Genomic DNA, 21,881 nt, shown 5'->3' on the forward strand with positions numbered 1-21,881 from the left:
TCAGAACTGCAGGGACTTGGTCTGGAGGTACTCGCTCAGGCCGTGCGTGCCGAGCTCACGGCCGACGCCCGACTGCTTGTAACCGCCGAACGGGGCAAGGGGGTTGAAGCGTCCCCCGTTGATGTCGACCTGGCCGGTGTCCATGCGGCGGGCGAAGGCGACGGCCTCCGTCTCGTCGCCGGCCCAGACCGCGCCCGCGAGCCCGTACACGGTGCCGTTGGCGATGCGCAGGGCGTCGTCCTCGTCCTCGTACCGGATGATCGAGACGACCGGGCCGAAGATCTCCTCTTGCGCGATGGTCATCTCGGGCCTGACGTCGGCGAAGACGGTCGGGGCGACGAAGTAGCCCTTGTCGTGCGGGGTTTCGGTGCCGCCGACGACGAGCCTGGCACCCTCCTCGACGCCCTTCTCGATGTAGCCGCGCACCCGTGCCTGCTGCTTGGCGTTGACGAGCGGGCCGATGCGGTCGCCGTACTTGGCGGCGGCACCCTTCGCGAGCTCCACGGCCTCGTCGTACTGGGAGGTGTGTACGAGCATCCGGGTCCAGGCGCTGCACGTCTGGCCGGAGTTGCCCATGACGTTGGCGATGCCGACGTTGACGGCCTTGGCGAGGTCCGCGCTCGGCAGGATGACGTTCGCCGACTTGCCGCCGAGTTCCAGGGCCACGCGCTTGACGGCCGCGCCCGCCGTCGCGCCGATCTGCTTGCCGACCGCCGTGGAGCCGGTGAAGGAGACGAGGTCGACGTCCGGGTGCTCGGCGAGCGCCTGGCCCGCGACCGTGCCGATCCCGGTGACCAGGTTGAAGACACCGGCGGGGATCCCCGCCTCGTCGACGGCCTCCGCGAACAGCTGGGCGGTCAGCGGGGTGTCCTCGGCCGGCTTGAGGACGACCGTGCAGCCGGCCGCGAGCGCCGGGGCGACCTTCGCGACGATCTGGTGCAGCGGGTAGTTCCAGGGCGTGATGGCGCCGACGACGCCGACCGGCTCGGAGTAGACGGTGGAGTTGCCGACCTTCTCCTCGAAGGGGTGGGAGGCGGCCAGTTCGGCGTAGGAGCCCGCCACCAGGACCGGTACGCCCGCGTGCACCATCTGCGAGAACGGGAGGGGCGCGCCGAGCTCGGCGGTGACCGTCTCGGCGATCTCGTCCTTGCGGGCCACGAGCACGTCGCGCAGGGCGGCGATGCGGGCGGCGCGCTCGGCGGGCGGGGTCGCGGCCCAGGCCGGGAAGGCGGCGCGGGCGGCGCGCACCGCGGTGTCGACGTCCTCGGCGGTGCCCGCGGGGACATGGCCGATCACCGACTCGTCGGCCGGGTTGACGACGGCGATCGTCTCGCTGGTCGCGGCGGCGCGCCACTCGCCGCCGATGTACATCCCCTCGTGGGCCTTCATGGCTCTCCCTCCGGTACCGCGTGTGTGGTGCTGGTCGTTCCGCGCCCCAAACTAGCGGTGATAGTTTTCGGGCGCCAGGGACCGGCCGGAGACCCCCGTCACGCTGCCAGTAATTCCTCAGTAACGGCACCTTTCTAGCGTGCGAACTCCCCCGTACCGTTCCCGGAGGAGTGCCCCCGATGCACCTGCCCCGACCGCCCCGGCGGAGATCCGCCTCTTGGGCGGCGGCCGCGTTCACCGCGACCGCGCTGATCACCGGCGTCATGCCGGCCGTCGCCGCCGACGCCTCGTCCGCCACCACGGACACCGCGAAGATCGACTCGGCGCTCAGCAGCGCCGTCGCCAAGGGCGGCGAGGCGAAGTTCTTCGTCGTCCTCAAGGACCGGGCCGATCTGACGTCCGCCAAGAAGCAGTCCACGCACGCGAAGGCCGCCGCCGCCGCGTACAAGGCGCTGAAGACCAACGCAGCGGACAACCAGAAGTCCCTCGCCGCCTTCCTCGACAAGGAGAAGGTCGGGCACAAGGACTACTGGATCACCAACGCCATCGAGGTCACCGGCGGCAAGAAGCTCGTCGACGAGCTCGCGAAGCGCTCCGACGTGAAGGAACTCGTCAAGGCGCGCACGTACAAGCTCGACGACATCGAGACGTCCGACGCCAAGGTCACCGGCGCGCGCACCACCGCCGACGGCAGCACGGTCAGTGACGCCTCGCCGACGTGGGGTGTCACCGACATCAAGGCCGACCAGGTCTGGGACCAGTACAAGGACCGCGGCGAGGGCATCGTCGTCGCCAGCGTCGACTCGGGTGTGCAGTACGACCACCCGGACCTCGTCGCCAACTATCGCGGCAACAACGGCGACGGCACGTTCTCCAACGACTACAACTTCTACGACCCGTCGGGCACGTGCGCCACCAGCACCACCCCGTGCGACAACGCGGGCCACGGCACCCACACCATGGGCACGATGGTCGGCAAGAACGGCATCGGTGTCGCGCCGAACGCCAAGTGGATCGCCGCCAAGGGCTGCGAGTCCGACTCCTGCGCGGACGAGAACCTGCTCGCCGCGGGCCAGTGGATCCTCGCGCCGACCGACCACAACGGTCTGAACCCGCGCCCGGACCTCGCCCCGAACATCGTCAACAACTCGTGGGGCGGCGGCGTCACGACGTTCTACAAGGACATCGTCGAGGCCTGGAACTCCGCGGGCATCTTCGAGGCGTTCGCCGCCGGCAACGACGGTGACGGCACGACCTGCTCCACCACCCGCGCGCCCGGTGCGCAGGACACGTCCTACGGCGTCGGCGCGTACAACTCCGCCGGCTCGATCACCGACTTCTCCGGCTTCGGCCCCTCCCCGGTCGACGGCTCGGCCAAGCCGAACATCTCGGCGCCGGGCGAGGACATCACCTCGGCGTGGCCGGGCTCCTCGTACAACACCATCAACGGTACGTCGATGGCGACCCCGCACGTCGCGGGCGCCGTGGCCCTGCTGTGGTCGGAGGCCCCCTCGCTGATCGGCAAGATCGACGAGACCCGCGCGCTCCTCAACGAGGGCGCGCGTGACGTCGACGACACCCACTGCGGTGGCACCGCCGGCATGAACAACGTCTGGGGCGAGGGCAAGCTCGACATCCTCACCTCCATCGACAAGGCCCCGCACACCGCGGCCGACGTCACCGGCAAGGTCACCGACAAGGCGACCGGCGCGGGCCTGCCCCACGTCACCGTGACGGCCAACGACGGCGCCGGCACGGTCCGCACCGTCACCACCGGCGCCGACGGCAGCTACCGGCTGACGCTGCCTCCGGCCACGTACACCTTCAGCTTCAGCACCTACGGCTACGCGAACGGCTCGGCGAACGGTGTCACCCTCACCACCGGCCAGGCCCTCACGCAGGACGTGGCGCTGACCGCGGCTCCCTCGCACAAGGTCTCCGGCACCGTCCTCGACGTCACCGGCAAGCCCCTGCCCGGCGCGACGATCGAGCTGAACGGCTCGCCGCTGGACAACACCACCACCGACGCCCAGGGTCAGTACTCCTTCGCCAAGGTCTCCGAGGGCTCCTACAACCTCGTGGTGAAGCCGGCCGCCCCCGTGCTGTGCAACGGCGTCTCCAACGGCTCCGCCACCGTCGGCTCCGCGGACCTGACCAAGAACGTCCAGGTCCCCAACCGCACCGACAACTCGGGCAACTCCTGCGCCCCGGCCACCTACTCGTGGATCAAGGGCTCCAGCAAGGTCTCCCTGACCGGTGACGAGGACTCCGCGAAGGTCACGCTGCCCTTCCCGGTCAAGCACTACGGCGTCTCGTACACCTCGGCCTCCGTCACCACGGACGGCCTGGTCAACTTCCTGTCCTCGCGCACCGGCGACTACAGCAACACCAAGCTGCCGGCGACCGGCGCGAACGGTGTCAAGGGCATCCTCGCCCCGCTGTGGGACGACCTGACGCTGGACAACAAGTCCTCCGTGCAGACCGCCACCACCGGCACCGCAGGCAGCCGCAAGTTCGCCATCGTGTGGAACAACGCCGCCTACGCGAACGGCACGTCGGGCCGCGCCACCTTCGAGGCCGTCTTCGACGAGGCCACCGGCGCCGTGACCTTCCAGTACCAGTCCGTCGCGGACAAGGGCGCGGGCGCCACCGTCGGCATCGAGAACCAGGCGGGCACCGACGCCCTCCAGTACTCCTACAACCAGCCCGTGATCGGCAACGGCACCGCCGTCACCTTCACGCAGGGAGCCAAGTGATGAGAGCCCACCACTCCAAGCGGGCCCTGACGCTCGCCTCCGCCCTGGTGGCGGCGGGTCTGGCCCTGACCTCTGCGCCGCACGCGCTGGCCGCCGACGGTGACGACGCGGTCATGAAGCTGACCAGCAGCCAGGCCGAGAAGCTCGCCGAGCACATGAACGTCGACGTGTACGGCGACCAGACGGCCGCCGGCACGGACACGGACTCCGGTACGGATGCCGCTACCGACTCCGCCACGGACTCCGGGTCCGGTACCTCAGCCACGACCGACGACGCCTCGGTCGCCGGCGTGGGCGCGAAGGTCACTTTCAACGCCAAGTCCACGCTGGAGGGCGTGCGCGGCCTCGCCGACACGGTGGCCGCCGCGAACGGCCAGTACTACACCGTGAACAGCCTCGGCAGCGTCCAGCTGCACAACGCCGACGGCTCCACCGCCTGGGCCCGCACCAACGCCTCGCTGTACACGGACTGGCAGGTCAAGCCGCTGCAGGTGTGGCGGACCGAGCCGTACCCGGCTCACATCGTGATGGGCTACAACGCCGTCAGCCCGTTCTCGCCCGAATCCGACCAGGGCTACGACACCGCGGACCTGACCGGCGACGGAACGCCCGACATCGTCACCTCGGCCGCCGTCGGCTTCCCTCCCACACCCCGGGCGTTCACCTCGCCGGGCTCCTCGCTGAGCCAGGGCACGTTCGTGACCGTCATGGACGGCAAGACCGGCAAGACGCTCTGGTCGAAGCTGTATTCGTACGTCACCAAGGTCAAGGTCGTCGACGGCACGCTGGTCCTCGCGAACTCGCCCCGCTACAACTCGGTCGCCCCGGCCTCCGAGACGGCCACCCTCACGGGCATCCGTTTCGGGTACGCCGACGGCGCCCTGACCCCGTCCTCGACGTGGACGTACGACACCAAGGAGACCCGCGTCGTCAGCTGGGGCGCCCTGGAGAGCACGGGCGACGGAAAGTTCGCCGCGTCCTGGAGCCTGGACAAGACCGCCGATGCGGCCGGGCACGGCACCACCGTCCTCCTGAACGCCGACGACGGCTCCGTGGACTGGACGAGCGACAGCGATCTGTACGGCCGCCAGCTCCACCTGGACGCCGCGCGCGGCCGCCTCGTCGCCCTGGAGCAGCCAGACTCCCGCGACGCGGTCGCCTACTCGATCGTCGCGTACGACCTCAAGAGCGGTGAGCGCACGACGCTGACCAGCCGTGAGAACTCCATCGCCACCGCCCTCACGGTCGGTGACGCGGCGTCCGGCGACGGCGCGGAGTACGCGGTGAGCGAGGCGACGCTCGACGAGAACTACACCATCAACGCCAGCACCATCCGCGTCCTGAAGGGCACGGACGGCTCGACGCTCAAGTGGGCGTACACCTTCAAGCGCGACGCCACCAACCCCGGCGCCGACGGCCCCATCGTCTGGCGCCTGGACACGGCCGGCGGCAAGCTCGTCAGCTCGGCGCGGAACGACAGGGACATCGCCGACGCCGACAACACGGACGAACTGCGCTACGGCGCCCTCACCTTGTTCAACAGCAACGGCGCCGTCGGCTGGCGGCAGGACGGCGTGAGCGCGTCGCCGATGTTCCACGAGCTGTTCAGGTCCGGCGACACCGACCTCGTGCGCACCGTCGACATGGACCAGAACATCCACACCTTCAATCTGGGCAGCGGCAAGGAGAAGGGCCTCACTCCGCTCCAGGGCGACCTGAACTACGGGCAGGCCGTCGACCTGAACGGTGACAAGAAGAAGGATCTCGTCGCCGGCGGCAACTCCGACGGCGTGTGGGCCTGGTCGGGCCCGTCCTTGGTCAACGGTGCGCCGAAGCAGCTGTGGCGGGCGACCGTCCCCGGCGAGGTGCACAACATCGCCACGGGTGACGTCAACGGCGACGGCAAGCCCGAGATCGTCGTCGCCGCCGACACCGCGACCGTCATCCTCGACGGCGCCACCGGCAAGACCCTGACCACCATCGACGGCAACGGCCAGTACGTCCGCTCGGTGACGGTCGCGGACGTGAACGGCGACGGCAAGGACGAGGTCCTCGTCCCGACCGACGCCCTGCGCGTGTACGACGCGCGCGGCTCGGTGCTGTGGTCGTACTCCGCGCCGTCGAGCGCCGGTGACGTCGTCTTCTCCGACACGGTGTTCTCCGACAAGCAGGTGTACACCCAGTACGCCAGCCGGAACGCGCTCAAGCTCACCGACTCCGCCCAGAACGGCCTCGCCCTGAACGGCAAGGACGGCAAGGTCCTCTGGACGGCCGACCCCAAGGCGCCGGCCAAGGCCGTCGACGGCAAGCTGCACGGTGCGGTCCTGGACCACGGCGTCTTCGCGTCGTCGAAGATCCCGTACGCGGACGGGCACGCGGTCGTCTACACCTGGATCGCGATGACCGACCCGACCACGGCCGGCGACCTCAGCAGCGCCACCGCGCACACCGTCGTCGAGATCCGCGACGGACGCACCGGGGAGGTGCTGCACACGAAGGTCACCGGCAGCCCCTGGTCGTTCGGCAACTACTTCATCGACGAGCAGGCGACGGGCACCGCTCCGCTGTACCAGATGGGCTTCGGCGTGTGGTACGGCTTCGACGCCGACGGCAAGGAGACCTACAGCTCGGTGGTCGCGCCGCTGCGCCGGGCGCAGTTCATCACCGGACCCGGTGGACGCAAGCTGGTGGCGGGCGGCACCGAGTCAGGCCTCGGCGTGTGGGACCCGTCCCTGCTGACCACCGGCTACTCGTTCCAGTCCTCCACCGGCGGTGCGAGCCTGATGGGCGGCCGGAGCTACGTCGTCGCCGACCTCGACGGTGACGGCGTCGACGACATGGTGTCGCTGAACTTCGACCACCTGGGCAACAACCGGATGGCCGCCCTGCTGGGCGGCGGCGTCCTGTCCATCGACAACGCCATCCACCAGATGACCACGTACACGCTGTCCTGACCCGCACACAGCGGTAGCCGACGAAACCCCCTGGGCGCCTCGCCCAGGGGGTTTCTCGTGCTCACGGCCGCACCGCCACCCGTCCCCAACTGCCAGTAATTCCCCAGTAACGGCGCCTGCCTACCGTGCCCGCGATCTCGTCCCGACCCGGAGGAGCACACCCCTGATGCATCTGCCTCGACCGCCACGGCGCAGAACCGCTGCCTGGGCGGCAGCCGCGTTCACCGCCACCGCGCTGGTGACCGGCGTGATGCCGGCCGTCGCCGCCGACACCGCGTCCGCAGCCGACACCGCTGCCGCCGCGAAGATCGACTCGGCGCTGAGCAGCGCCGTCGCCAAGGGCGGTGACGCGACGTTCTTCATCACCCTGAAGGACAAGGCCGACCTGTCCGGCGCCAAGAAGCAGAAGACGCACGCGAAGGCCGCCACGGCCGCCTACAAGGAACTGCGCGAGCACGCCGACGCCAGCCAGGCCTCACTGCGCTCCTTCCTCGACAAGAAGAAGGTCGGCCACACCGACTACTGGATCGCCAACACCGTCAAGGTCACCGGCGACCAGGCCCTCGTCGACGAGCTCGCGAAGCGCTCGGACGTGAAGTCGATCGTCAAGCTCGGTTCGTTCAAGCTCGACGCCATGGAGACCTCCGACAAGAAGGTCACCAAGTCCCTTACCGCGTCGGTGAGTTCCGACGCATCCGTCGCCAGTGACGCGACGCCGGAGTGGGGCATCTCCGACGTCAAGGCCAACCAGGTCTGGGACCAGTACCAGGACCGCGGCGAGGGCATCGTCGTCGCCAGCGTCGACTCCGGCGTGCAGTACAACCACCCGGACCTGGTCGCCAACTACCGCGGCAACAACGGCGACGGCACCTTCACGAACGACTACAACTTCTATGACCCGTCGGGGACTTGCGCCACGAGCAGCACCCCGTGCGACAACGCGGGCCACGGCACCCACACCATGGGGACGATGGTCGGCAAGAACGGCATCGGTGTCGCGCCGAACGCGAAGTGGATCGCCGCCAAGGGCTGCGCCAGCGACACGTGTTACGACGACGACCTGCTCGCCGCCGGTCAGTGGATCCTCGCGCCGACCGACCACAACGGTCAGAACCCGCGCCCGGATCTCGCCCCGAACATCGTCAACAACTCGTGGGGCGACAAGTACGGGACCGAGCCGTTCTACCAGGACATCATCGCCGCCTGGGACGCCGCGGGCATCTTCGAGGCCTTCGCCGCGGGCAACGAGGGCAACGGCACGACCTGCGCGACGACCCACCCGCCGGGTTCGCAGGCCGACTCCTACGCCGTGGGTGCCTACGACTCCGCCGGGAAGATCTCCACCTTCTCCAGCTTCGGCCCCTCCCCGATCGACGGCTCGATGAAGCCGAACATCACGGCGCCGGGCACCGCCGTCAAGTCCGCCTGGCCGGGTTCGACGTACAACACCATCTCGGGTACGTCGATGGCGACCCCGCACGTCGCGGGCGCCGTGGCGCTGCTGTGGTCGGCGGCCCCCTCGCTGGTCGGCAACATCCCCGAGACCCAGAAGCTCCTCAACGAGGGCGCGCGGGACGTCGACGACACGCACTGCGGTGGCACCGCCGACGCCAACAACGTCTGGGGCAACGGCAAGCTCGACATCCTCGCCTCCGTCGACAGGTCCCCGCACACCGCCGCGACCGTCACCGGCAAGGTCACCGACAAGGCCACCGGCAAGGCGCTGGCGAACATCACCGTCAAGGCCACGGCAACCGGCTCCGACAGCCGCTCGGTGACCACCGGCGCCGACGGCTCCTACCGGATGCCGCTGGCCGCGGGCACGTACGACTTCACGCTGAGCGGTTACGGCTACGCCGCCAGGACCGTCTCCGGTGTGACCCTGACGAGCGGTCAGCCGCTGACGCAGGACGTCACCCTTGACGCCGTCCCGCACCACAAGGTCTCCGGCACCGTCCTCGACGTCGCCGGCAAGCCCCTCGCCGGTGCGACGGTCGAGCTGACCGGCACGCCCCTGGACGCCGTCACCACCGACACAAGCGGCCGGTACGCCTTCGCCGATGTCGCCGAGGGCTCCTTCAGCCTCAACGTCAAGCCGGCCGCCCCGGTCCTGTGCAACGGCGTCTTCAACGGCTCCGCCACCGTCGGCTCCGCCGACCTGACGAAGAACGTCCAGGTCCCGAACCGCACCGACAACTCGAGCAACTCCTGCGCCCCGGCCGCCTATACGTGGATCGCGGGTTCCCAGAAGGTCGCCCTGTCCGGTGACGAGGACGCGGCCACGGTCGCGCTGCCGTTCCCGGTGAGCCTGTACGGCGTCTCGTACACCTCCGCCTCGGTCTCCACCAACGGCCTGGTCGACTTCCTGTCCCCGCGCGTCGGCGACTACAACAACACCGCGCTGCCGACGACCGGTTACAACAGCGCGAAGGGCTTCGTCGCCCCGCTGTGGGACGACCTGACGCTGGACAAGAAGTCGTCCGTGCAGACGGCCACCACCGGTACCGCCGGCAGCCGCAAGTTCGCCATTGTGTGGAACAACGCCGCCTACGCGAACGGCACTTCGGGCCGCGCCACTTTCGAGGCCGTCTTCGACGAGGCCACCGGCGCCGTGACCTTCCAGTACCAGACGGTCGCCGACAAGGGCGCGGGCGCCACCATCGGCATCGAGAACCAGGCGGGCACCGACGCCCTCCAGTACTCCTACAACCAGCCCGTGCTCCAGAACTCCTCCGCCATCCGCTTCTCCCCTAAGGGCGCGTGATGAACAAGACTTCCCGGAGAGGCCTGCGCCTCGCATCCGCTCTGGTGGCGGCGGGCTTCGTGCTCAGCGCGGCCCCGGCCGTCGCGGTCGCCGACGACGGCAACGGCGTGCTGTCCCTCACCGACTCGCAGGCCGAAGAGCTCAGCCAGCGCCTCCAGCTCGACCCCTACGGTGACACTGCCGCGACGGACGACACGGCCTCCGGAACGGAGGACACCCCGGCCACGGAATGGGGCAGCACGGACTCCGGCACCGCCGACTCGGGAACCTCGGACTCCAGCACTGCCGACGCGGGCACCACCGCCCTGCCGGCCCCGAAGGTCACCGCCACGGGCTTCACCGAGGGCGCGACCGGCATGGCCGCCACCACCCCCGTCGCGGGCACCAATGGCGACTACTTCACCGTCCACGCGGGCGGGAACATCTCCCGGCGTTCCGCCGACGGCAAGGAGACGTGGACGCGGGACAACAACTCCCTCTACAAGGACTGGGACGTCCCCGTCCTGTCCCCGCGCTACTTGAAGGAGCCGTACCCGGCCCGCGTCATCATGGGCTTCAACGCGGTCACCCCCTTCTCCCCGGTGTCCGACCAGGGCTACGACACCGGCGACCTGACCGGCGACGGCGTGCCGGACCTGGTGTTCACCGCCGACGTGGGCACCTACCCCTACCGGCCGTTCACCCACGGCGACAGCACCCTGCACACCGGCACGTTCGTGACCGTCCTCGACGGCGCCTCCGGCAAGACGCTGTGGACCAAGCTGTACGCGGGCGCCTACCAGATCAAGCTCGTCGGCAAGACGCTGCTGGTCGCGAACACGCCGTACTACAACACCTCCGCGTCCAGCAGCTCGACCTCCACGCTGACCGGCATCCGCTTCGACCACGCCGACGGCAAGCTGACCGAGGCGAGCTCGTGGACGTACGACACGGGCCTGTTCACGGGCGCCGCCTGGTCGAGCCTGGAGGATCTGGGAGGCGGCCTGATCGCGGCCTCCTGGAACAAGCGCAAGACCTCCCTCGCCGACACCACGGCCAGCCACACGCTGGTCCTGGACTCGGCCGACGGCAGCGTCAAGTGGCAGTCCACGAACACGCTCTACTCGCGCCAGCTCCACCTGGACGCATCCCGCAAGCGCATTGTCACGCTGGAGATGCCCGACGTGAACGACGCCGTCGGGTACGAGATCGCCTCCTACGACCTCGGCGACGGCAAGCGCACCACCCTGGCCAAGCGGACCAATGTCTTCGCCATGGACCTTGAGGTCGGCGACATCCAGGGCGACAAGAAGCCGGAGTACTCGGTCAGCGAGGACACGCTCGACGAGTACATGAAGGTGAACGCCAACACGGTCCGGGCGCTCAACGGTGACGACGCCTCCGTGCTGTGGCAGCGCACCGTCAAGCGCGACGCCGACAACACCCGGGACGGGGCCACCGCCTGGAACCTGGCGGCGGTCGACGGCACCCTCGTCGCCTCCTACAAGGACGACCAGGACTTCAACCACGCGGTGAACTCCCAAGGGGGCCGGTTCGCCCGGCTCGCCGTGCTCAAGGGCTCCGACGGCTCGGTGAAGTGGGAAAAGCGCGGCATGGTCGCCTCGCAGGCCTGGGCCCAGCCGTTCCCGAAGGACGACGGCTGGCGCCTGCGCACCGTGGACACGGACCAGAACATCCACGTCTACAACCTGAACAGCGGCAAGCAGGACGCGCTCACGCCCATCCAGTCCCAGCTGTGGTCGGCCGTCCTGATGGACGTCAACGGCGACGGCAAGAAGGACATCGTGGCCGGCGGCCAGTCCCAGGGCCTGTACGCCTTCGACGGCCCGTCGATGACCGCGGGCAGGACGAAGCTGCTCTGGAAGACCACCGTCCCCGGCCAGATCCACAAGATCGTCAAGGCCGATCTCGACGGCACGGGCACCGACGAGCTCGTCGTCGCGGCCGACAACGCGACGGCTGTCGTCGACGCCACCACCGGCAAGGTCCGCACGACGATCGACGGCCAGGGCCAGTTCGTGTGGTCGCTCGCCGCCGGTGACCTCGACCACGACGGCAAGGACGAGATCGTCGTCCCGACCGACAAGATCCGCGCCTACGACGACACGGGACGCCAGAAGTGGGCGTACACCGCTCCGGCGGCGAACACCGTCTTCGGTGACATCAGCGTCGTCGGCGGCCAGGTCTACGGCCAGTACGGCAGCCGGGACGCCTTCTACTCCGCGGACCCGAACGCGCCTGCCCCCGGCGGCCGGCCGACCGGGGCCGTCGCCGTGAACGGCGCGAACGGCGCGACCGTCTGGGAGGACGCGGCCCCCAAGCCGCAGGGCACCGCGACGCTGTACGGCACCGCGATGCGAGGCGCCGCCTTCGCCTCGAAGGAGATCCCCTACGCGGACGGCCACGCGGTCGCCGAGACCTGGCTCATCCGGAACACGAACGGAAACATGAGCGCGGTCGTAGAGATCCGCGACGGCCGTACCGGCGAGGTGCTGCACTCCGCCCAGACCGGCGGGCCCTGGACCCAGGGCAACTGGTTCACCGGACCCGAGGGCCTCTACCTGGTCGGCACCAACCGGATCACCCTGTTCGGTCCCGACGGCAAGGACTACGCCGCGTCCGCCAGCGGCACCGTCCAGACCGGTGGCTTCCTCACCGGCCCGAACGGTGTGCGCTACCTGATCGGCGCCGGCGCCACCGGCTTCGACCTGTTGGACCCGGCCGGAGTGAAGTCGGGCTCCCTCTCGCGGATCGCCTACGGCAACGTCTACGGCGGCCGCGAGTACGTCTCCGGTGACCTCAACGGCGACGGCACGGACGAGGTCGTCTCGCTCAACTTCGACGACACCGGCATCTACCGGATGTCGGAACTCGAAGAAGGCGGCTATTTCGTGCCGTACACCGCGGTCCGCCAGCTCACGGTCTTCACCCTGTCCTGACGGCCGGACGGGACCGGCCCTCCTCGCGAGAGCCGGACCCGCTGCATTCTCATGAACCCCCTGGGCCTGGCCCAGGGGGTTCTCAGCCTGCTCGGTTACAGTTGCGCCCTCATGAACGCGCAGCAGACGAACAGCACGATTCCAGCCACACCACTGCTGCGTCTGCACCTTTTCGGCGGCTTCGCGGTGACTCGCGACAGCGGCCCGGCCCCCGCAGAACGCTGGACCCGGCCCAGCGCCCAGACCCTGGTCAAGCTGCTCGCCGTCGTGCCCGACCACCAGCTCCACCGCGAGCAGGCCATGGACATCTGCTGGCCGGACGCCGACCAGCAGTCCGCGACCGGCAGTCTGCGGGTCGCCCTGCACGCCGCGCGCCGCGCCCTGGAACCCGAGCTCGCGCCGCGCGCCAGTTCCTCGTACCTGATATCCGACGGCGCGCTGCTGCGGCTCGATCCGGCCACGGTACGGATCGACGCCGACGAGGCCGAGACGGCGGCGCGGGCCGCGCTCGCCTCCGGGGCGCGGGGTGATCTCGCCGCCGCCCTGGATCTGTTCACCGGGGACCTGCTGCCCGAGGACCGCTACGCGAGCTGGGCCCAGGCCCGCCGCGAGCAGCTCGTGGCGCTGCGCGAGGAGGTGCAGCTCGCACTCGCCGCCGCACACATGGCGCAGGGGTCCCTCACCGAGGCGGCTGCCGCGGCCGAGCTGGTGCTCGCGGGCAGTCCGGCCGAGGAGGCCGCCCACCGGATCCTCATGGAGGCGTATCTGGGGCAGGGGCTGCGGCGGCTCGCGGTGCGCCAGTACCACCTGTGCCGGGAGGCGCTCGACGCCGAACTGGGCGTGCGGCCGGGGCCGGAGACCGAGCGGCTGCACCGGCTCGCCCTCACCGACTCCCCCTCTCCCGCGCCGACCGCGCCCTCGCTGCCCGCCCCGCTGCGCGTGCCGGCGGAGGGCCCGCTGCGCGGCCGTGACAACGTTCTCCGGCGGCTGCTCACCGCCGACCGCCCGCCGGTCACCCTGCTGACCGGTGAGGCCGGCGTCGGCAAGACGACCCTCGCCGCCGAGGTGGCGCGGCGGGCCGCCGCGACCGGGACCGCCGTGCTGTGGGGCGGCGGGCACGACGCCGAGGGACACACGCCGTACGGGGCGTTCGCGGAGGCCCTGGACGGCTGGCTCGCCGAGTGGGACGCCGGGGAGCGGGCCCGGGTGGGCGCCGAGTATCCCGAACTGGCCGCGTTCCTCCCGTCGTTGGGGCGCGTGCGGGCGGACGGCGAGCGCAGCCCCGAGGAGGAACGGGACCGGCTGTTCCGGGCGGCGGGCGCGCTGCTCGGCGAACTCGCCGCCGCCCGCCCGGTGCTGGTCGTCCTCGACGATCTGCACGCCGCAGACGAGGGCTCGTTCCAGCTGCTGAGCCATCTGGCCCGGCGGGTCGGCGCCCACGGCACGGCGCTGCGGTTCCTGGTCACGTACCGGGAGGAGGAGGTGCCGGAGGGCGATCCGCGCCGCTCGGCGCTGGCCGCGCTGCGGCGCGCGCGGCTGATCGTGCGCGAGGACGTGGGACGGCTCGACCGCGACGCCTGCCTGGCCGTGGCGCGCGACGGCGGCGCCCCGGCGCAGCGGCTCGACCGGGTCTGGGAGCTCTCCCTCGGCAATCCGCTGTTCGCGCTGGAACTCGCCCGTGAGCCCGTCGGCGACTTCACCGACGAAGCGCCCGACGGCGTACGGCAGTTGGTGGGCGAGCGGCTCGGTCGGCTCGGACGCGACACCCGTCGGGTCGTGGAGGCCCTTGCCGTCGCGGGCGGCGAGGTCGCACTGAGCGAACTGCTCGACGTCGCCGAGCACGGGCTGCGGCCGCCCATGGACGCGGTGGCCGCCCTGGAGGACGCCATCGGCGCCGCCCTCATCGAGGAGCGGCAGGTCGTGGTCGCGGGCCGGGCCGAGGCGGGCCTCGCCTTCCGGCATCCCCTCGTCCGCCTCACCTGCTACGAACAGCTCACCGTCGTGCGTCGCCGGCAGTTGCACGCCGCGTTCGCGCAGACCGTGCTGCGCCACCGCCCCGACGCGGTCGACGCCCTCGCCTCGCACTTCGCCCGTGCCGACGACCCCCGCGCGGCCGAGTATCTGCGCCGCGCCGCCGAACGGGCCGCCGCCGTCTACGCCAACGACACCGCCGACCGCTACTACCGCGATCTGGTGGCCCGGCTCGACGTCGATGCCGCGCGGGCCCGGCTCGCGCACGCCCAAGTCCTGCGCCGCATGGGGCAGTTCGGGAAGGCGGCGGACGTACTGCGGCTCGCGCTCGCCGAGTTCGCGCGGCGCGGCGACCACGACGACACCGTGCTCGCGGCGGCCCGGCTCGCCGAGACCCTCGTCAAGGCGGAGAACCCGGAGGCGAGCCTCGACGTACTGCGCGCCCACCCGCCGGGCGAGGGGACCCGGCCCGAGCCGGTCGCCTCCCACTACCTGGCGCTGGGCGTCGCCCGCAACGTACAGGGCCGGTACGAGGACGGGTACGCGGCCGCGCGGCAGGCGCTCTCCGCGGCACTGCGCGTGCCCGGCGTCGTCGGACAGGGGCTCGCGGCCCGCTGCCACACCGGGCAGGCCACGAACCTGGCGCTGGCCGGGCGGTTCCGGGAGGCCCGGGAGGCCGCCGGTCTGGCCCTGGCTCCCGCCGAGGCGTACGGCGACTCCGCGCTGCTCGGGTCCGTCCTGTCGGTCCTGCGGGAGAACGCGCGCCGGGAGGGGCGGCTGCGGGAGGCCGTCGACACCGGCGAGCGGGCGCTCGGGCTCGCCGAGGAGTCGGGGGATCCGACGGCGGCCGCGTTCGAGCGGGCCAATCTGGCCGAACTCTGGCTTCAGCTCGGCGAGTCGGAGCTGGCCCGGGAGGCCGCCGACGCGGCGGTGGCGGGCGTCGACGCGGACGACGCGTGGTCGTTGCCGTACGCGCTGGTCGCGTCGGCGCGGGTGCTGATGAGCGGCGGTACGCCCGAGGGCGCCGATGAACTGCTCGGGCGGGCCGAGCGGGCCGCGGGGATGGACCAGCAGGCCCACTTCGAGGTGCGCACCGCCCGCGCGGAACTGGCTCTGCACCAGCGGCGGCCCGAGCTGGTGCCCGGCCTGTTGCGGGACGGGGAGGCGCCGGTGCTGACGGCGTGGGCCCATGTGCTGCGCGGGGAGCGGGAGTCGGCGCGCCGGGTCGCCGCCGCGGAGATCGAACGGGCCCGGGGTACGGGGGAACGTCTCGCCGAGGTGGAAGCCGGGGTGGTGCACGCGGTGGCCCTGGGCGGCGCCGCGGGGGCGCTGGCGCTGGCGGCGGTCGAAGAGGTGGCCCGGGGCTTGCCGTACCCCGCCGGGGTGGGTCGGGTCGTCGCGGCTCGGGGGGTGTCGGGTTCGGGGTGATGCGCGCGCGTCGGCGCCGTCGGGGGGTGCGGGTTGTTCGCGGCTGCGGGCCCGGTGGGGCTTCTCGCGCAGTTCCCCGCGCCCCTGGCGCCGTTGCACATTCCCTTTTATTGCGGCCGCGGGTTGTATGGGCTTCTCGCGCAGTTCCCCGCGCCCCTGAAGCGAGCTTCGCTCGCCCAGGGGAAGGTTGCGCGCAGCGCATGCCTCAGGGACGCGGGGAACTGCGCGAGCGGCCACGACGGATCCGCGTACCGCTCCGGACAGGACCCGGCAGACGTGACCGGGCCGCCCCGCCGCGGGCGCCCAGGCCGGAAGCCACCAGCAACAGGGCACTGAGCATCACGAACGGCGCCGCCGTACCGGCCACCCCCGCGATCAGCCCCGCCGACGCGGGCGCCGCGACCTGGCCCAGCCGGTTGCCGGTGAGGCGCAGCGCCAGGGCCGTCGAACGGGCGTCCGGCGGGGCCGCCTGGACGACCGTCGTCATCGACAGCGGCTGTCCCACGCCCAGACAGAATCCGAGCACGATCAGGATCGCGGCGAGGGCCCGGACCGGGACCGGGAGGGCGATCGACGCGCACAGCAGCGCCGCCAGCAGGCAGGTCGTCGCGATGAGTACCGACCGCCCCAGCCAGTTGATCAGCGGAGTCATGACGAGGCGACAGGCGATCGTCGCGCCCGCGCGCAGGCTCAGGAGCACGCCGACGACGGACGGGGCGATGCCGCGGTGTTCGCCGACCACGGGCAGGTAGGCGGTGAGGATGTCGGTCGCCGACAGCACCGCCAGGCTGATGAAGATGCCGCCGGGCACGCCGCGCGTCCGGAGGATCCGGCGCACCGGGACCCGGGACGCCGCCCGGTTCGCGCCCGAACTCGTCGACGTACGACGGGATTCGATGCGCCACAGCGAGGTGAACGCCATCGCGCACACGCCCGCCGAGATCAGCAGCGCGAGCGCACTCGTGCCCGCCATGTCGTCCCCGCCGATCACCGCGCCCGCCGCGATCGGGCCGATCAGCTGGCCGAGGGAGGCGCCGATCGTGAAGTGGCCGAAGTTGCGGTCCTGTTCGTCGGGGCCCGACTGGCGGGCCACGATCGACTGGGCGCCGATGACGAAGCAGAGGTGGCCGAGGCCCATCACGCCGCTCCACGCGGCCATCGCCACGAGGGAGTCGGCGAGGCCGCTCAGGGCGCAGCCGCCGGAGATCAGCACCACGCCGACCGGCAGCAGCGGCGCGCACCGGCCGTGGTCGGTCCGCCGGCCGAGCGGTACCGCGGCGAACAGCGGGAGGAGCGCGTAGACACCCGCGATCACCCCCACGGCCCGCTCGTCAGCGCCGAGCGCGAGCGCCCGGTAGGAGACGGCGGGCCGCGCCATCGACACCGCCCCCTGCGCGAAGCTGAAGGCGATGACGAGGCGCAGCAACCACGTACGGCTCATCGGTTCGTCCGGCCGGTCACACGATCCCGAACAGCAGGCCGGCGCCGAGGACCACGAGCGCGGTCAGCGCGGCCCATTTCACGGTGAACCTGGTGTGGTCGCCGAACTCGACCTTGGCCATGCCGACGAGGACGTACACGGCCGGGACGAGCGGGCTCGACATGTGCAGCGGCTGGCCGATGAGGGAGGCGCGGGCGATCTCCAGGGACGAGACGCCGTGCGCGGCGCCCGCCTCGGACAGGACCGGCAGGATGCCGAAGTAGAAGCCGTCGTTGGACATGAAGTACGTGAAGGGGATCGACAGGACACCCGTGACGAGGGCCATGTGCGGGCCCATCCAGTCGGGGATGCCGTTCACGACCCACTTGGCCATGTGGTCGACCATGCCGGTGCCCTGGAGGACGCCGGTGAAGACGGCGGCGGCGAAGACCATGCCGGAGACGTTGAGGACGTTCTCGGCGTGCGCCGCGATGCGGGCCTTCTGGTCGGGCATGTGCGGGTAGTTGACGGTGAGGGCGAGCGCCGCGGCCAGGATGAACAGGACCGGGATCGGCAGCCACTCCATGATCATCGCGGTGAGCAGGGTCACCGTGAGGAGCGCGTTGAACCAGTAGAGCTTGGGCCGCAGGGTGGCGCGGTTCGGGTCGAGGCCGGCGAAGGTCTCGCCGTCCTCGTTCTCGTACGAGGGGGCCGCGTGGTCGCCGGTGCCACCCGTCGCCCTGCCCTTGCCGGTACCGGTACCCGCGCCCACGAGGACCTTCTCGTCGGCGGTCTCGGTCACCGTCTCGGTGACCTCCTCGAGCGACAGGTAGCCGAGGCGCTTGCGCTCGCGGCGGCCCAGCACGTACGCGAGGGCGAAGACGAAGAGGAGACCGACGCCGAGCGCGGGGATCATCGGGACGAAGATGTCGCTCGCGTTGAGCTTGAGGGCCGTGGCCGCGCGGGCGGTCGGGCCGCCCCAGGGCAGCGTGTTCATGACGCCGTTGGCGGTGGCCGCGACACCCGTCATCACGACGAGGCTCATCTTCAGGCGCTTGTACAGCGGGTACATCGCCGAGACGGTGATCATGAAGGTCGTCGAGCCGTCGCCGTCGAGCGAGACGATCGCGGCGAGCACGGCCGTGCCGACGACGATGCGCACCGGGTCGGCCTTCGCGAACTTCAGGATGCCGCGCACGATCGGGTCGAAGAGACCGACGTCGATCATCACGCCGAAGTAGACGATCGCGAACATCAGCATGGCGGCCGTGGGCGCCAGATCGCCGATGCCGGCGATGACGTAGTCGCCGAGGTGCGCGCCCTTGCCCACCAGGACGCAGAACAGCGCCGGGATGAGCACGAGCGCCGCGATCGGCGACACCTTCTTCATCATGATCAGCACCAGGAAGGTGGCGATCATGACGAATCCGAGGATCGTCAGCATGGGTGGGTTCCTATCGTCGTTCGCCCTTGAACTACCGCCCGGGGGTCGGCGGTCAGCGAGACGTTAGGGGCCGCCCGACAGCGTTAACAAGATGTTGACGCGTGAGCAATAAGCGCAAAACTCCAGGTCACAGCTTTACGACGATCAGTGCGCAGGCTCCGGCCCGTCAGTCGAGGGTGCGGGCCAGATAGGCGCGCAGCAGTTCCCGGGTCTCCGCGATGATCGCCTCGTCGCCCTCGGGGCCGGTCTGGAACGCGAGGCGTACGAGCGCGTCGGCCGCCTCGACCGCCACCAGGAAGGTGCGCCGCAGCGCCTCGTCGGCGGTGCGGCCGAGGTGGGGGGCGAGGAGGTCGGTGAGGGTGTCGGCGACCCGGACGTTGGGAGCCGCGTCGGGGGCGCCGACCGGGATCTGGGTGCCGAAGTCGACCAGGGAGAAGCCCGGTGCGGTGCGCTTCATGGCGAGGTACTCGTCGAGGAACGCGTCCATCGCGGCGCGCCAGTCGTCGGCGGGGATCGCGTCGAGGCGCCCGGTGACGCGCTCCGTGTACCGCTCCAGGTTGCGCTGGGCCAGGGAGTCGACCATGGCCCGCTTGTCGGTGAAGAAGCGGTAGACCGAACCGATGGGGACGTCGGCGCGGCCCGCGACGGCCCGGGTGCTCAACCGCTCGTAGCCGACCTCGTCGAGGAGATCGGCGCAGGCGTCGAGGATCCGGCTCAGCCGTTCGGCGCTGCGCCGCTGAACGGGGGTGCGGCGCAAGGAGGTCGGGTGGGGCATGCCGGTCACCCTACGGCGCGGACGTCGCACGGGGTCAGGGGCTGGGCGACGCGGTCTCGGCCCCGGAGGCGGTGAGGTCGGCCGTGGCCTCGACGGGTTCGCCCTCCACCGCCCACACCGTGCGGTCGTCGGCGTAGAGGCGGGCGGTGACCTTGTGGGTGCCGCGGGTGACCCGGTCGCCGGGCAGCCGGTAGTCGACGGCGCGCAGCAGGGTCAGGCGCCGGCCGTCGAGGTAGAGCTGGACGTAGCCGCGGCCGTGCACGGCGCGGGCCTCGGTGCCCCGGGGGCTGAGCCGGAAGTTGCGGACCCGGATCCGGATGTCCCAGCCGCCGTCGGGCCCCGGGTCCGGCTGGACGACCAGGCCGACGTCAGGGGCGTCCTTGCCGGGGATCTGGCGCAGGTGGCGGCCCTCGGCGTCGGTCTTGTCGAGCACCGTGCCGACGTGGCGCGGGCCGCCGTCGTCGTCACCGCACCCGGCGAGGCCCGTGAGCAGGGCACAGGTGAGAAGGGTGGCGGCGAGGGCGCGGGCCGGCGACGTCCTGGGCATGCTCCGGACAGTAGAGGAACCCTCACGTTCGGGGATCCGTCTCGGGGAGGAGGCCCGGGGGCCCTCGCGGCGGACCCCGCGAACCCGGCGGACCGACCTCTTGCGCGGGCCGATCATGAATCCTACGGTTGAGCATAGGAATCATTGACGAGGGAGCGATGATGAGCGGGGACGTACGCAAGGCGGCCGAGACGCTGACCTATCTGTCCGGTTTCGGGAACGAGCACAGCTCGGAGGCCGTGCCGGGCGCCCTGCCCGAGGGGCGGAACTCGCCGCAGCGGGCCCCGCTCGGGCTGTACGCGGAGCAGCTCAGCGGCACCGCGTTCACCGAGCCCCGCGCGCACAACCGGCGTTCGTGGCTGTACCGCATCCGCCCGTCGGCGGCGCACCCGGAGTTCACCCGGACCGACAACGGCGCGATCCGCACGGCCCCGTTCACCGAGACGGTGCCCGACCCCAACCGGCGCCGCTGGAACCCGCTGCCCGAGCCGGCCCCCGGCACGGACTGGCTGGCGGGCCTGTGGACGCTGGGCGGCAACGGGGACGTGACGCAGCGCACCGGCATGGCCGTGCACCTGTACCACGCCAACTCCTCGATGTCGGACCGGGTGTTCAGCGACGCGGACGGCGAGCTGCTGATCGTGCCGGAGCGCGGGGGGCTGCTGCTGCGCACGGAGTTCGGGCTGCTGGCCGTGGATCCGGGTGAGGTCGCGCTGATCCCGCGCGGGGTCCGGTTCCGGGTGGAGCTGCTCGACGAGAGCGCCCGCGGGTACGTGTGCGAGAACTACGGGGCGCCGTTCCAGCTCCCCGACCTGGGTCCGATCGGCGCCAACGGCCTGGCGAACGTGCGGGACTTCAGGGCTCCCGTCGCCGCGTACGAGGACCGGGCAGACGCGGCCGGAGCGGTGGAGGTGGTCAACAAGTTCTGCGGCAACCTCTGGACCGCGACCTACGACCACTCCCCGCTGGACGTCGTCGCCTGGCACGGCAATCACGTCCCGTACGTGTACGACCTGCGCCGCTTCAACGTCATCGGCACGATCTCGTACGACCACCCGGACCCGTCGATCTTCACGGTCCTCACCTCCCCCTCGGACACCCCGGGACTCGCGGGCGTCGACTTCGTGGTGTTCGCGCCGCGCTGGCTGGTGGGCGAGGACACGTTCCGGCCGCCGTACTTCCACCGGAACGTGATGAGCGAGTACATGGGGCTCATCGAGGGCGCCTACGACGCGAAGACCGCCGGAGAGGGGGGCTTCGTGCCGGGCGGCGGCTCCCTGCACAACATGATGTCCGCGCACGGGCCCGACCGGGAGACGTTCGACAGGGCGAGCGCGGCCGAGCTGAAGCCGCAGCGGGTCGACGACGGGCTGGCGTTCATGTTCGAGACGCGGTGGCCGGTGGTCGCGACGGAGCAGGCTGCCGGGGCGGGGCACCTGCAGCGCGGCTACGACGATGTGTGGCGCGGGCTGGAGCGTCACTTCGGGGTGTAGT

General features: G+C 71.2%; 11 protein-coding genes. 6 read left to right on the forward strand and 5 right to left on the reverse strand.

Features of this window, described 5'->3' with window-relative positions; genetic code table 11:
- Positions 1 to 1,389 (reverse strand): aldehyde dehydrogenase family protein, encoded by a 1,389-nt coding sequence (locus J3486_RS11690; protein WP_207820146.1) that lies wholly within the window; start codon positions 1,387 to 1,389, stop codon positions 1 to 3.
- A 179-nt stretch (positions 1,390 to 1,568) separates the two neighbouring features.
- Between J3486_RS11690 and J3486_RS11695 the strand changes: the two genes are divergently transcribed.
- The 5 genes from J3486_RS11695 (at position 1,569) to J3486_RS11715 (ending at position 16,201) form a co-directional block, all read left to right on the forward strand.
- Positions 1,569 to 4,145, forward strand: coding sequence for a S8 family serine peptidase (locus J3486_RS11695; protein WP_207820147.1), 2,577 nt, complete (start codon positions 1,569 to 1,571; stop codon positions 4,143 to 4,145).
- Entirely contained in the window at positions 4,145 to 7,099 is a 2,955-nt protein-coding gene (locus tag J3486_RS11700) for an FG-GAP-like repeat-containing protein (RefSeq protein ID WP_207820148.1), read from the forward strand. The genes J3486_RS11695 and J3486_RS11700 overlap by 1 nt, the downstream gene beginning before the upstream one ends.
- Before the next feature lie 166 nt (positions 7,100 to 7,265).
- The gene (locus J3486_RS11705) at positions 7,266 to 9,863 is read left to right on the forward strand and encodes a S8 family serine peptidase (protein WP_207820149.1); all 2,598 of its coding nucleotides are present in this window, start codon (positions 7,266 to 7,268) and stop codon (positions 9,861 to 9,863) included.
- Positions 9,863 to 12,802 (forward strand): FG-GAP-like repeat-containing protein, encoded by a 2,940-nt coding sequence (locus tag J3486_RS11710; RefSeq protein ID WP_207820150.1) that lies wholly within the window; start codon positions 9,863 to 9,865, stop codon positions 12,800 to 12,802. The genes J3486_RS11705 and J3486_RS11710 overlap by 1 nt, the downstream gene beginning before the upstream one ends.
- Positions 12,803 to 12,913: 111 nt before the next feature.
- Positions 12,914 to 16,201: an AAA family ATPase gene (locus J3486_RS11715; protein WP_207820151.1), complete on the forward strand. Its 3,288-nt coding sequence runs from the start codon at positions 12,914 to 12,916 to the stop codon at positions 16,199 to 16,201.
- 205 nt (positions 16,202 to 16,406) lie between these two features.
- Here the strand turns inward: J3486_RS11715 and J3486_RS11720 are convergent, their stop codons facing one another.
- The 4 genes from J3486_RS11720 to J3486_RS11735 all read right to left on the reverse strand — a co-directional run bounded on the left by J3486_RS11720 (position 16,407) and on the right by J3486_RS11735 (position 20,387).
- Positions 16,407 to 17,642 (reverse strand): MFS transporter, encoded by a 1,236-nt coding sequence (locus tag J3486_RS11720; RefSeq protein ID WP_207820152.1) that lies wholly within the window; start codon positions 17,640 to 17,642, stop codon positions 16,407 to 16,409.
- 16 nt (positions 17,643 to 17,658) lie between these two features.
- On the reverse strand, positions 17,659 to 19,065 hold the full coding sequence (locus J3486_RS11725; protein ID WP_207820153.1) for a CitMHS family transporter: 1,407 nt from the start codon (positions 19,063 to 19,065) through the stop codon (positions 17,659 to 17,661).
- Positions 19,066 to 19,231: 166 nt separating this feature from the next.
- Positions 19,232 to 19,840, reverse strand: a complete 609-nt coding sequence (locus J3486_RS11730) for a TetR/AcrR family transcriptional regulator (protein ID WP_207820154.1) — start codon at positions 19,838 to 19,840, stop codon at positions 19,232 to 19,234.
- A 34-nt stretch (positions 19,841 to 19,874) separates the two neighbouring features.
- Positions 19,875 to 20,387 carry a hypothetical protein gene (locus J3486_RS11735; protein ID WP_207820155.1) on the reverse strand — a complete coding sequence of 171 codons (513 nt, stop codon included), beginning with the start codon at positions 20,385 to 20,387 and terminating at the stop codon, positions 19,875 to 19,877.
- Between the two features lie 161 nt (positions 20,388 to 20,548).
- Between J3486_RS11735 and hmgA the strand changes: the two genes are divergently transcribed.
- Complete coding sequence (gene hmgA / locus J3486_RS11740; protein ID WP_207820156.1) at positions 20,549 to 21,880, forward strand: homogentisate 1,2-dioxygenase; 1,332 nt, start codon at positions 20,549 to 20,551, stop codon at positions 21,878 to 21,880.
- The last annotated feature ends 1 nt before the right edge of the window (position 21,881 follow it).

The organism is Streptomyces sp. VRA16 Mangrove soil (assembly GCF_017377775.1).
In the GTDB taxonomy this organism is placed as follows: domain Bacteria; phylum Actinomycetota; class Actinomycetes; order Streptomycetales; family Streptomycetaceae; genus Streptomyces.